Source organism: Laceyella sacchari, assembly GCF_004343255.1.
GTDB classification, from domain to species: Bacteria; Bacillota; Bacilli; order Thermoactinomycetales; family Thermoactinomycetaceae; genus Laceyella; species Laceyella sacchari.
In genome coordinates, this window is record NZ_SMDD01000004.1 from 1 (window position 1) to 13,214 (window position 13,214).

The 13,214-nt window shown below is 48.0% G+C and carries 11 protein-coding genes, 1 rRNA gene and 1 other annotated feature (1 of these 13 running past the window's edge); of the genes, 11 read left to right on the plus strand and 1 reads right to left on the minus strand.

Annotated features, from left to right (window positions below):
- The 9 genes from rrf to nagE all read left to right on the plus strand — a co-directional run.
- A 5S ribosomal RNA gene (rrf, locus tag EDC32_RS13630) occupies positions 1-92 on the plus strand; the annotation flags it as partial.
- A 1,784-nt stretch (positions 93-1,876) separates the two neighbouring features.
- Entirely contained in the window at positions 1,877-2,059 is a 183-nt protein-coding gene (locus EDC32_RS16880) for a sigma factor G inhibitor Gin (protein WP_211341936.1), read from the plus strand.
- Between the two features lie 178 nt (positions 2,060-2,237).
- A complete protein-coding gene (locus EDC32_RS13640) occupies positions 2,238-3,674 on the plus strand; it encodes an aminotransferase class I/II-fold pyridoxal phosphate-dependent enzyme (RefSeq protein ID WP_132223028.1) in 1,437 nt (478 codons plus the stop codon).
- 22 nt (positions 3,675-3,696) lie between these two features.
- Entirely contained in the window at positions 3,697-4,332 is a 636-nt protein-coding gene (gene tmk, locus EDC32_RS13645; protein WP_022738702.1) for a dTMP kinase, read from the plus strand.
- A gap of 326 nt (positions 4,333-4,658) precedes the next feature.
- Positions 4,659-5,483: a PSP1 domain-containing protein gene (locus EDC32_RS13650; RefSeq protein ID WP_022738705.1), complete on the plus strand. Its 825-nt coding sequence runs from the start codon at positions 4,659-4,661 to the stop codon at positions 5,481-5,483.
- A gap of 53 nt (positions 5,484-5,536) precedes the next feature.
- Positions 5,537-5,911 (plus strand): initiation-control protein YabA, encoded by a 375-nt coding sequence (locus EDC32_RS13655; RefSeq protein ID WP_132223039.1) that lies wholly within the window; start codon positions 5,537-5,539, stop codon positions 5,909-5,911.
- A 136-nt stretch (positions 5,912-6,047) separates the two neighbouring features.
- Positions 6,048-6,329, plus strand: a complete 282-nt coding sequence (locus EDC32_RS13660) for a GIY-YIG nuclease family protein (protein WP_132223041.1) — start codon at positions 6,048-6,050, stop codon at positions 6,327-6,329.
- Positions 6,330-6,376: 47 nt separating this feature from the next.
- Complete coding sequence (rsmI, locus tag EDC32_RS13665; protein WP_132223043.1) at positions 6,377-7,252, plus strand: 16S rRNA (cytidine(1402)-2'-O)-methyltransferase; 876 nt, start codon at positions 6,377-6,379, stop codon at positions 7,250-7,252.
- Between the two features lie 398 nt (positions 7,253-7,650).
- On the plus strand, positions 7,651-9,105 hold the full coding sequence (gene nagE / locus EDC32_RS13670; protein ID WP_259436104.1) for an N-acetylglucosamine-specific PTS transporter subunit IIBC: 1,455 nt from the start codon (positions 7,651-7,653) through the stop codon (positions 9,103-9,105).
- Between the two features lie 340 nt (positions 9,106-9,445).
- On the opposite strand, the gene EDC32_RS13675 is transcribed toward nagE, so the two are convergent.
- A complete protein-coding gene (locus tag EDC32_RS13675) occupies positions 9,446-9,718 on the minus strand; it encodes an AbrB/MazE/SpoVT family DNA-binding domain-containing protein (protein ID WP_022738711.1) in 273 nt (90 codons plus the stop codon).
- Positions 9,719-10,038: 320 nt separating this feature from the next.
- On the opposite strand from EDC32_RS13675, the gene EDC32_RS13680 reads away from it, so the two are divergent.
- Together EDC32_RS13680 and EDC32_RS13685 are read left to right on the plus strand one after the other, a co-directional pair.
- Positions 10,039-10,992, plus strand: a complete 954-nt coding sequence (locus EDC32_RS13680) for a DNA double-strand break repair nuclease NurA (protein ID WP_132223045.1) — start codon at positions 10,039-10,041, stop codon at positions 10,990-10,992.
- An 18-nt stretch (positions 10,993-11,010) separates the two neighbouring features.
- Positions 11,011-12,849: an ATP-binding protein gene (locus EDC32_RS13685; protein ID WP_132223047.1), complete on the plus strand. Its 1,839-nt coding sequence runs from the start codon at positions 11,011-11,013 to the stop codon at positions 12,847-12,849.
- 145 nt (positions 12,850-12,994) lie between these two features.
- Positions 12,995-13,214 (plus strand) — a binding site (T-box leader) (it continues 16 nt past the right edge of the window).

Consider the following 13,214-nt stretch of genomic DNA (forward strand, 5'->3'; position numbering starts at 1 on the left):
TCCACCCGTTCCCATACCGAACACGGAAGTTAAGCCCTCCAGCGCCGATGGTACTTGGGCTTAAGCCCTGGGAGAGTAGGTCGTTGCCAGGCCATCAAACCCCACTTCATTCTGAAGTGGGGTTTTTGCTTTGTTTTGGTAAGTGGCTTCATCATTGGCATTGCCAGTGGCCAGGGGATAGAGTTGTTCGGAAACAATTTCACTCTTGCTTGGGACGAGGAAGCAGAAGGCTTCAGCCACATGGGTGAAGTGAGTCCAGAAATGTTCTTGTGCCTACTTCTTCTATGATAGTCAGTGGGGTTACTTATTTAGAAGTTCCATTACGTATTTTTCATGAAAAACGCTCAAGGGTGCTGCCTATGAATTCGATCGGCGGAATGAGCGGCAACAGACAGTCAAATGTGAATGTCGAGTAATACCAGAGTTTCTAACCAAGTTGGTGGGATCGAAGTAGCGAAAAAATCCCTTCCAGATAAATCTCGCTACGCGTGAAGTGAATGAGAAAGTAGTTTTGGAGCCGCTGTCCTATTCATCAGACACACCCTAGAAAGTGTCTGACAAATCAAGTTGGTGGAGAAGAAGCAGTGGAAAAACCTTTTTCAGGTGAGTCTCACCAGTGTGAAGCAAATGAGAAAATGGTTTTGGAGGACTAGTCTATTCATCAAACATGGACTGGAAGTGTCTGTAAAACCGAGTTGTGGGGAAGAAGCAGTGGAAAAATCTTTTCCTGATGAGTCTAGCCACGCGTGTGAAGCAAATGAGAAGAAGGTTTTGGAATCTGTCCTATTCATCAGATAGCCTAGTACGGTCTGGCAAATCAAGCTTAGGGATGTAGCGGATCCCCTTATCCAAGTGAGTCTTGTCACACTTAAAGAGCATGAGACATTGGTAGCCACTAGCAATCAAGTTGATAGCTTAAAGCGTCGGAAGAGTTTTCTAATGAGTAGCACGCGCAGGTGAAGCGAATCAGGATAAGATCCGCTGGCCCATTCATCAGACAATCTCTAAACACGCTTTAACCATATAGCAGAGAAGAATAAAAGTAAGTGTGGGAAATATCGAATGGTCTTCTGATGGTGTTACCTGTTTTTTTATGCGAAGTAGCCTGAACAACGCCATGCAGAAATATTGCACACTTGAAACAAGTATCAGCCACAGCGTCTTGGTGTGATTTGCTTAAGTTACATTTTCTCCTGAGCAACTTTTTCGATTTACTTGAAGTGTGGTAGTCAAGGCGGCTCGAGAAATCAAGTCTTCCATTTGACTGCAACTGCCAAAGGGATGAAAGGCTAGTTTATGTAGACGATGCGGGATGATTACATGTTGTTCACAAAGGCATATCGACCAGTGTGATATGGCCTTTCATCCCAGGAGGTTATGAACCCGTCCATCTTTGTGCACATGTGATTGTAAACGGGATTCCGCAGGACTTCTTGCTGCCAGTGTGGCACCAAGGGGGCATTTTAGCGTAAGTGCTTCGTTTGCCGGTGGTGCAAATGCCATAAAAAAGTACGGAGCATCAGGTTGACCGGGATAAACAACCCAAGGATATAGAACAATATCTGTTTGCTCTGCAACATAAGATAACCCCTTTTTGTCTTATATCTTAACCAACGTCTTATAAAAAAATATTTGTCATGGCTGTTGAATAAAATGTTAACTAACCGCAACATGTGCCACCTATAGATGGGTCCATGTTGAAGAGAGGCCGCCTGTTCGATAGCCCCTTCTTGATTGGCGCTGTTTGGACTGATCAAGAACGATTGAAATAGATGAGATGAGCTAAGAGAAACTTGGTTAGCTGTTTATGCACACAAATCCGTTTAAAGATTGCGGAAGTTGCAAATAATGGAGATAAAAGATGAAGGTGGTGGCGATGGTGGAAGGGAATCAGCGGCCCCAAATTTGTGTGATTTGCGGACAAGAGCAACATGAGAATTTGGAGATTTTGGGCAAACAAATTTGTTGTACATGTGAAACGGAAATGGTAAAAAGTAAAGTAGAGGATCCTGTTTATCTTTATTATGTTTGGCGTTTAAGGAGATTACTGGCCCATTAAGTTCAAATTGACAGTGCGATCGGACTGGTGCGGCGGGCTTTGGGGTACCGCACTGCCTTTGGAAGAAAGTTACGATGTGGCCTAGGCTGGTCATGATAGAGTAAAACTTTTTGGAGTGTAAAGCATCAGACTGGAATTTGTAATCCAGTCTTTTTTCTTTTAAAGGGGGAGAGAATAATTGAAGCACAGTCCAGAGCAGGAGAAGGCACCACTGTTTGATGCGTTGTTAGCGCACCGTCAACGTTCATGCGCCAATTTTCATGTGCCTGGACATAAGCAAGGGAGCGCTTTTGATGAAAAAAGCAAGGTTTGGTTTTCCCCGTTGTTGGAGTTGGATCTAACAGAGGTAGGAGAACTGGATGATTTGCACGATGCAACGGGAGTGATTCAGGAAGCTGAGCAATTGGCCGCTGAACTTTTTGGCGCCGATCGTACCTTTTTTTTGGTGGGAGGAACGACGGCGGGAAATTTGGCGAGTGTGCTTGCTCTTTGCCGTCCTGGGGAAACATTGATCGTCGGGCGAAACTGCCATCAATCCGTGTTTCATGCCTGCATGTTAGCTGGCGCACTTCCGGTATATCTCAGTGCGGGCGTGGATGATGATGGACAAGAGCGTCCCTTTGACCCGGAGGTGTTGGAACAAGTTCTTCGTCTTCACCCCGATGCAAAAGGGGTGGTATTGACGAGCCCTACTTACCGGGGATTGGTGCAGCCCGTCGCGGAATTGGCGAAAGTGTGTCATCGGTATGGCGTCCCATTGGTTGTGGATGAAGCCCATGGGGCGCACTTGGGATTTGCTCCCGGATTGCCGCCGTCAGCCATGGACAGTGGGGTGGATGTATCCATTCAGTCCACTCATAAGATGCTTTCCTCCATGACGATGTCTTCCATGATGCATCTAAAAGGAAGCCGAATTGATGCGGGTGAGGTGGCGCATTGGCTGAAGGTGGTTCAATCTAGCAGTCCTTCCTATCCATTGATGGCTTCCCTTGATGTAACAAGGCGCATGATGGCGACAATGGGGGAAGAAGCATTAGTCGAATTGTTAAGTCGATTGCAAGATTTCCGGGGAAATATTAAAGCTTTGCGTCATTTGTCGGAACGGCGTCCCCCAGGACTGCGGGATCCGCTAAAATTGAGTTTAACCGCTGGTCAAGGTGTGACAGGTTATCAGCTGTCCGAATGGCTGGCCTCTCAAGGTGTTTACACTGAGATGGCTGATCATGAAGCGGTGCTGTTTGTATTTACCATGGGAACTACGGCGACGGATTTGGTTCGCTTGACCGAGGCATTGCGGCGCTTGGATCAAGTGGTACCGCTGTTGCCAAAAACCAAACCGGCCCAGCCGCCCAGTCTGCCGCAATGGCGAAAAGCGGATCTGTCCTGGGAGCAATTGAGAAGACGGCCCAAACGGAAGGTGCCATTGCATCAAGCAGTAGGCATGATCGCGGCGGAAATGATCGTTCCTTACCCGCCAGGAGTCCCCCTTGTTTTGCCTGGGGAGCGTTTGACGGAGGCCGGGATTGATTATATAACAGACGTAATCCATGCGGGGGGGCGGGTTAGAGGGATTAGACACGAAGGAGAAGTCCCGACCCTGACAGCAATCGAATGATAGGAATGGTGGAGGATTTGTTGTGAGAGGATTATTTATTACATTTGAGGGACCTGAAGGTGCTGGAAAATCAACGCAAATCAACCGGTTGGCCCAAAACCTGAAAGAACGGGGAATCCCTTGCGTTCAAGTGCGGGAACCAGGCGGCACATATATAGGTGATTTAATTCGAAGTATGGTGCTTCACAACCCCGAATGCAGTGACATAAAACAACGCACGGAAACACTGCTGTATGCAGCGTCCCGGGCGCAATTGGTGGAAGAAGTGATACGACCGGCCTTGGCACGCGGAGAAGTGGTGCTAAGTGACAGGTATGTGGATTCCAGTTTGGCTTATCAAGGGCATGGGGCGCGCTGGAGCTTGGATGAAATCCGCTGGATTAATCACTGGGCCACAAATGGTCTGATGCCAGATCGAACGTACTTGTTAGATGTTCCGGTCGAGCTTGGCGAAGAACGGATGCAAAAGCGCGGACTTAAGAAGGATCGAATGGAATCGAAAGAGAAGATGTTCCATGAGCGTGTGCGTTCAGGCTATTTAAGCCTTGCCCAAGAGAAACCGGACCGGTATGTGGTGTTGGATGGGCGAATGTCTGTGGAGAAGATCAGTGAGAAAATCATGCAGGATTTTTGTTCATTGGCTCAAATCAAAAGCTGATGAACCGGCCATCTCATGAGATCATATGACTACCCCTGTTTCACCCCCTGTCAGAAGTCGTTTCTTAATGCTGGGCACAAATGGTTGGCAATTGGAAAGAATGGCAGAAAACCACCATGGCAAATTAAAAGAAGCGTTTGCCCATTTTTGTTATCAGGTGATAGAATGATAGAAGGGGAATTTTCTGCCCCTTCTAGAAAGAATAATCCATTCGTTGATGAATAGATGACGGTTTTGCAGGAGGAAACGGTTGACAGGGTAGAGGAATCGGACGCAACCTCTGGCCGTACTGGGACTGGTAGGGCAACGCAGGAGGGATTGCTTACGTGTTAAGAGTGATTGGGGTTCGCTTTAGACAAGCGGGTAAGATATACTATTTTGATCCTGTTGATCACAAAGTCGAACAAGGCGACAGCGTGATAGTGGAAACGGTGCGAGGCATAGAATATGGCAGTGTCGTGATGGGAATCCGCCATGTCAGGGAAGACGAAGTGGTGTTGCCGCTCAAAAAAGTGTTACGGATTGCGACAGTTGGAGATACTGAGCAAATGGAAGAGAACCGCCGGGCGGCCAAAGCGGCGTTGAAAGTGTGCCAAGAGAAAATCAACCAGCATGAGTTGGAAATGAAATTGGTTGATGCCGAGTATACGTTTGACCGCAATAAGATCATATTTTATTTCACTGCGGATGGCCGAGTTGACTTTCGAGAGCTTGTGCGTGATTTGGCCGCAGTGTTCCGAACACGGATTGAGCTACGCCAAATCGGTGTGCGAGATGAAGCCAAAATGCTTGGGGGCATCGGGCCGTGTGGCCGGGTGTTATGCTGTTCTTCGTTTTTGGGTGATTTTGAGCCTGTTTCAATCAAAATGGCGAAAGACCAAAACCTTTCGTTAAATCCAACCAAAATCTCAGGCTTGTGCGGCCGGTTGATGTGCTGTTTGAAGTATGAGAATGATATCTATGAAGAAGCCAAGCAACTGTTGCCGGATATTGGAGAGCGTATTTCCACACCTGATGGCGAAGGTCGGGTAGTGGCTCTCAATTTGCTTGAGCGTAGGGTGCAGGTCGAATTAAGGGAGACAGGGGCTGTGGTGGAACATCTGCTTCACAATGTTAAAGGCAAACGTTCGCCGCAAGCCAGCAGAGTCTAATCAGTTGCAAGTGAAGAAACTAACCACTTGGGTGTTAAACGAGGTGGGGGGGCTTGGACAAAGAAGAAATCTTTAAGCGGGTTGCCCAAATGGAGCAACAGATTGGTGAGATGTACAAAGGGTTGGGTGGCTTAAAAGAACAGATTGTCGAATTGATTGAAGAGAACACCAGATTGGTGATGGAGAACCAGCGTTTGAAAGAATTGTTTGTGGCCAAAGAACCCTCTTTGCCACAACAAACCGAAAAGTTGCCCCCTTCCCAAAAAGCCGAAGTGGTGGACGAGTCCACACACAAAGGCGTCAACCATCTGTCGAATCTGTATGACGAAGGATTCCACATATGCAATGTCCATTACGGACGGCTTAGAGGTGATGGAGATTGCCTATTCTGTATCGCTTTTCTCAATAAATCATCAAAGGAAAAATAACGCTGGGAGGTCTGGGCGCGTAAATCTTGCCCAGACGCCGGCGTTTTTTCTTTACTGGCGGAGCTTTTCCGGCGAATCCATCGTCGATTTCTACAAGCAGATTCCGGCTCCGCAATGTTTCCAAGGTGGGAAAATGATGGGGAAACCATATGTGGTGTATATGTTGGAATGCAGTGATGGCACCCTGTATACAGGAATCACTTGTGATTTAAAGCGCCGCCTTCGCCAGCATGCACAGGGGAAGGCATCTAAGTATACACGCACCCGGCGTCCCGTGTCAGTGAGATATGTGGAAACGGGAGGAGATCGTAGCTGGGCACTACGGCGGGAATGGGAAATCAAGCAATTGACAAGGGAGCAAAAATGGCGGTTGATCCGTACTCATGGGCTGTTGCCTGATAATTTGGAGGAGTTGTGAGAGACGGATGCGCCAAAGGGCAACGTGAACGAGAAAGGGGAGTTAGTATGGAACGGCAAAAGAGTTTTGCGGATGAGAATCAGGGCATTTTGTACATAGTAGGGACACCGATCGGCAATTTGCAAGACATGAGTGATCGCGCGAAAGCCATATTAGCTGAAGTGGATTTAATTGCTGCGGAAGACACCCGGCACACGCGCAAATTGCTAAACCATTTGGGACTGTCGACACCGTTGGTGAGTTATCATGAACATAATGAGCAGAAGCGCGGAGCAGAATTGGTTGGGAAATTAAAAGAAGGAATGCGAATTGCGCTGGTCAGTGATGCGGGGTTACCCGGCATATCTGATCCGGGTGAAGAGGTCGTGCGCCAGGCGGTGGCGGAAGGGATCACTGTTGTGCCGATTCCAGGGCCCAATGCAGCATTGACGGCATTGGTGGCATCCGGTTTGCCGACGCAACCCTTCTTGTTTATCGGTTTTTTGCCGCGATCGAGTAAAGGGCGGAAAGAGGAACTGGCCAAATGGAAAAGTGCGCCCGCCACCTTGCTTTTGTATGAGGCTCCCCATCGTTTGCCCGAGATGTTGACCGATCTGTTGGAGGTGTTAGGAAACCGCCGCGTGGCCATACCTCGCGAATTAACGAAAAAACATGAAGAGTGGCTGCGCGGCAATTTGGCCGACTGTTTGGCTTATATCAAAGAACAAGGTCCGCGGGGGGAGTATGTCATTGTCGTTGAAGGGGCAGGGGAGGTGCGAGAGGAAGAGCAATCCCCTTGGTGGGAAGGGCTGTCCGTGATCGATCATGTTGAGGCGATCATTGAGAAAGGGAGTAGCAAGAAAGAAGCCATTTTGCAAGCGGCCCAAGATCGGGGTGTGCCCAAAAGAGAAATTTACAACATGTATCATAAGGGATCTGAGTAATTCAGCCAATGATTATGCCGATAAATCATAATTTCATATTCAGACTTAAGGCGGGTTGCGGTATAATATTCGTTCCCGCCTGTTTTACGTCAGGTTGCGTTTTAAGGTCTGGTTCAGGACTGGTGCATGTGTGACAGTTGCAAACGGACATACTTTGGAGAAAGGAGTTTTAAGGGGGATTATAACAGGTTTAAGTAAAATCAAGCAAAATATAAAGAGGAAACCGATAAACAGAAAAGGAATAGATCATATACCTCTTTAACCTTTATCCATATCACATGCAAAGAAATGGTTAGGGTGAAAAGGTTTACATTTTCGCAAAATGCGATATGATTAATTCAAAGGTATATTGTCTATACCAATTTTGTTGTAATCATTCCTTATTGGAGGTGTTTGGATTGAGCAAGAACAGTGGAAGTGTATTGGGATTCTTGCAACGCATCGGTCGGTCATTGATGTTGCCTATTGCTGTATTGCCGGCAGCCGGTTTGTTGCTCCGCTTTGGCGCGTTGCTAAGTGATCCGGCTTATTTCGCCAAAGGAACCATGATTTTCCGTATTGGTGAAATTATGGCCAAAGGTGGCGGAGCGATTTTTGACAACCTGCCGATCTTGTTTGCGGTAGGGGTTGCTTTGGGATTGACGGAAAGTGCAGGTGCCGCGGCATTGGCGGCAGTAGTGGGATATTTTGTGATGAAGCAGATCGTCGATCTCGGCAACACGGAAGAGTTGAAACTGGACACGGGTGTGTTGGGCGGCATTATCACAGGATTGGTTTCTGCAGGCCTTTATAACCGTTATCATGATATCAAACTACCTGATTGGCTCCAATTTTTTGGCGGTAAACGCTTTGTACCGATTGTCACCTCATTTGCGATGGTGGCTATTGGGATTTTGTTCTTATTTATTTGGCCCGCTGTGCAAGGGGTAATCAGCGCGGTCGGCAATTGGATGATCGCACAGGGTTCCATTGGGTCGTTTGTGTATGGTTTACTAAACCGGCTTTTGATTCTGTTTGGTTTGCACCATATCTTAAACTCTTTGGTGTGGTTCAACATCGGTGAGTTTGTAACTGAAGCCGGCAAAACGGTGACGGGGGACTTGACCCGCTTCTTCGCAGGGGACAAAACAGCAGGTCTCTTTATGACAGGCTTCTATCCGGTGCTGATGTTTGGTCTGCCTGCGGCATGTTTGGCGATGATTCACGAAGCGAAAAAATCGCAACGTAAACTGGCGTCTGGTGTTTTGATCAGTGCAGCGTTGACGGCATTTCTGACGGGGATCACCGAACCGATTGAATTCTCATTCATGTTTGTGGCACCGTTGTTGTATGTGGTGCATGCCATTTTGACCGGGGTGTCGATGGCTGTTGTAACCACCTTGGGTATTAAGCACGGGTTCACCTTCTCGGCAGGGGCTATCGACTTCTTCCTGAATATGAATCTGGCCACCAAGCCATGGTTGCTGTTTGGCGTAGGCTTGGTGTATGCTGTGATCTATTATGTGCTGTTCCGGGTGCTGATTCGTGTGTTCAATTTGAGAACCCCAGGGCGTGAAGAACAAGAGGCACAAGAGGATGAAGCGCGTCCAGCTTCCGCACCGGCTGGTGATGATGAGTTGGCGCAAAACGTGTTGCAAGCGATCGGCGGGAAGGAAAACATTGAGAAGTTGGATGCCTGCACCACCCGTTTGCGCATGACAGTGAAAGATGAAAGCAAATTGGATCAGGATCAGCTGAAAAAGCTTGGGGCAGCAGGTGTCGTGCAAGTCGGCAAAGGAAACTTCCAAGCAGTGTTTGGCACGAAATCGGAGCTGTTGAAGGACCAAATCAAAAAAATTATCGAACAAGGGTAATCTATTACCGGGCAGGGGCTCTTTTCCTAGTGGGGAGGGGCCCCTGTCGCTTGTTGAAGGCTTGGGATCAAGTCTGTTTTCCGCTCCTTTCACACGCCACGAAACGTTTATTAGGAAAAGAAAACAAAAGCGAGACCGCCCTTTCCCAAGCGATCTCGCCTTGTATGCCGTTGAACCCGCTATGTCAATGCGACATAAATTGGTTTAATATTTAGAATTTCGTCTTAGTATGAACTAAGCCATTTCCCATGCGGGATGTCTGTTATGTATAAGGTTGTGTAGCTTGTATCAACATGAAATGCATGAGAGAATGGAGAAATAATTTGTTTAAGAGATAAGATTATTCAACCGTCACTTTTTCACCTTTAATCATCATATACATCTCTTCTACACATTTCTTGCTGACGACTTTGTTTTTGTAGCGGATGGTTTCATCGACTTCACCGGAGAAAATGCAAGCCGGTTCATATTTTTTAAGAACGATTCTTTCACCGTCAACATAGATTTCTAAGGCGTCTTTTTCGCCGATTCCTAAGGTTCGACGCAATTCGATCGGAATCACCACGCGACCCAATTCGTCAACCTTGCGTACGATGCCTGTGGATTTCAACATGTTTGAATCCCCTCTCAGCTTTGGTGTTTGGTTTTGGTTTTTTTATCTGTAAATTGACGTCAAATTTCGACATTGACGCTAAGTTCATCATACCAACCATTCCCATAACAGTCAATATAATAAGAGGATTTTTATAGAAAATTCCTTAATCATGTTAATTGATATGTTACATTTGACAGCGAAAAAGTTTTACAATGGTATGAAATGTATTGACAATATAAATGGTTGTATTTTACGTGGTGGAGACAGATCGTTGATGGGAAAAATCGGTTGCCTTCGCAGGAATCATGCTCAACAATAGAGGATAGGAGGGATGCGGAATGTTGCCGGTCTCAGAAGAACTGAAAGAAAAATTGAAGAAATTGAACCAATCGCTACGGGCCCTTTATCCTGAAGAGGCATTTGATGAGCGCAAAATTAGGGAACGATTACAAAAAGTGGGCACATTCCACCAGATTGATAAATGGCCTGACGGGGAGTTGCGCGATTTTTTGCAAGGGGGAGCCTTGATCGGAGTAGATGGTTCAGTCAACTCCATCAAAGGTTCACAAATGCGAACTCTGTCTGTTTTTCAAGCTTTGGCCAAGGGTACGCGAGGGGAAGAAAAGTGGGCTGCTGACGTATACACGCCGCTGTTGGAAGAAGAAGAAGCCGGGGATGGACAAGCGGCCAGAGAAGCTAAAAAGCGGGGGACGCTTTTGTCGCAATTGGAATTAAAAGTGGCGCGGGAGGCTGTATTAGAATGGGAACCGCGTGTGGTGTTAATGGATGGGTCGCTTCTCCATTTCTGGATCGATGACGCTGAGAGTTGGGAACGCTTGGCCCGGTTGGCTGAGGAAAAGGGCACGCTCATGATCGGGATATCGGAAGAGATTGGCACAAGGGGATTGGTACGCGAGTTGTTTCCGGAGTATTCTGCTTGGTCGGACCGCGATTTGCTGTACGGTGTACTGAAACCGGGTGAAGCGTTTGAGTGGGAAGGGTGGAGCCCGGCGGGGAGCCAGATGTGGAAAATGGCGTTTCGCTCATCCCGGAGTCCGCAACCGATCGGACTGGACGGTTTAATGTCGCAAGGGAAGGAGCGGCTGGCTCTGGTCAGGTTGATTTATAGCTTGACACCGGAACAGGGACGCGGCATCCCGTTTTGGTTGGATATTGTGGACAATCAGGTGCGGGTGACCAATCCTTTGGTGGAGACGATGGTGGAACAATATATTGATGCTGATTTGCGGCACCGTTTGTTGTCAATGAAGCGAAGTGACCGCATGATTTAGAAGGAGAGGGAGAAGTCGATGCAAGTTGTAGGCGTAACCACACAACAAGAAGTTTATATCGTATCGCGGGAGCGCAAGTTTCGCATCAATGAGATTTTGGTCGTTGAAGATGCGCAGTTGGATTATCCGCGGGGCGAAGTGGTCGAATCGATGTCTTACAACCGCTTGATTCCCATGGGCTTGGACAAGTCTTTGGTCGATGCTCAAGTGATCCAAACGTTGGAACAAATCGGATATGACATCGAGTCGGATGAAATCAATCTGGCGAAATTGCGGTTATACGAGGAAGCCCCTCATCCGGTGCGGACGGGTTGTGCGGTTCGATTGCCCAAGTTTGAAGAGGTGCGGAGCCTGTTGGTGAAATCTTCCCCGGAAGAAGGGATGCTGTTAGGCGAGATTCGGGGAACAGAGTCGATGGGGGCAACCATCTCTCCGGATTTGAAAGACCAGGTAATGATTATGGAACAAGGGCAACTTCGTCCACAATGGGGTGTCCCTTTTATTTTCGACATTAAGACCATGCAGCAATATCCGCATATCGGAGTGTTTGGCGGATCAGGATCGGGCAAGTCGTTTGGGTTACGGGTGATGTTGGAGGAGCTGATGAAACTACGGATTCCCACGATGGTGTTCGATCCCCATTTTGAAATGGATTTCAGTGAGCGCACCCCGGGAATGGAAGGCAAAGGGATTCAATTTACCGATTGCTATACTGCGGTGCAAATTGGGCGCGATGTCGGGATCTCTTTCTCGGATCTGTCGACCCGTGATGTGACGGAATTGTTGGGGGCTGCTGGAAGCCAATTGTCAGACGCCATGGTCAATGTCATTCAGATGTTACACCGTAAACGCGATTCTTTTATCTCGTTTAGCGACCGCGTTAGCAACTTGGTACAGGCATTGGAAGAGGGTAAACAGGGGCTTGATCGCCAGTTGCAGAATCCCGAACTCACCCCTACCGATGTCCAGCGTATTCATGACCTCAAAAAGTTGTTAAACCAGTATGGCACCTTGCCGCCATCCTCTGTCAAAGGGGTTCATTGGCGTTTGCAACGCTTGGAAAAGGCGGGATTGTTCCAGCAAGATATCCGAGCCATCGAACGGGGCTTGGAGCAAGGGAAGCTGGTGGTGGTACAAGGTAGCACATGGGTGTTGCAAGTGTTTGCCACGTATGTAATCGGTTCCCTCTACCGCAAACGGCGTGAATATAAAGACGCCAGAATGAATGGGGAAGAGGGGCGTTTCTTTCCCCCGTTTGTGGTGGTGACTGACGAAGCACATAACTTCGCCCCCAAAGCGCTCGATTCTCCGGCCAAATCCATTTTAAAGGAAATCGCACAGGAAGGAAGAAAATATGGGGTGTTTCTTGTGTTGGCCACACAACGGCCCACGCTGTTGGATGAGACGATCACAGCCCAGCTCAACACCAAGTTTGTCTTCCGGACGGTCAGGGGGACCGATATCGCCACGTTGCGGGAAGAGACCGATTTGACCCCGGAGGAAGGCAAACGGCTTCCATACCTCCGTTCTGGAGACACCTTTGTCTCTTCGGCGGTGTTTGGGCGTACCATTTTCATCCGTGTGCGTTGCGCTTACACCCGTAGTCCACACTTGTCCAATCCGTTTGATGAACTGAGGCAATTCGCTGAAGCCCAAGATGACAAAGTGATTTCCTGCCTGCTGGAAGCCTTGCCTGTGTTTGAGACGGATTTGGTGCCTACTGTGACCCTTGTAAACCGGGAGTGTGGTCTATCCTGGGATGTGACGCGATTAAAACAAGAATTGGAGCGGCTGGCACGGGACGGCAAACTGAAAAAGCATGAAACTCCGTTTGCGGTACGTTACGACCGCCGTTAGGGAAGCAGCGGAGGAAGGAGTCAGGCAGCAGGTTGCAGAAAAATGTCATAAAAAACCAACAGAACGGTTAAACTAATTGTGTCGATGCTTGAGCGGCTGAAATAGAATGATGTATAATGATGAAGTGAGAAAGTTCGTATACCTATGAGCTTCTGTGAAGGGGAAGAGTAGTTAGTGGGTGCTATCGCCAGAGAGCTGGATCAGGTGAAAGCCAGCATAGCCGAAGCTAATGAACATGGCCCTGGAGAATTCTTTCTGAAATGCTGATCTGAGTAGGAAAGAACGTGAACCCGCGTTAGGGGTTTTGAATGAGGGCATCGCCATGCTTGTTAGGCGATGCTGAAATTGGGTGGTACCGCGTGAAA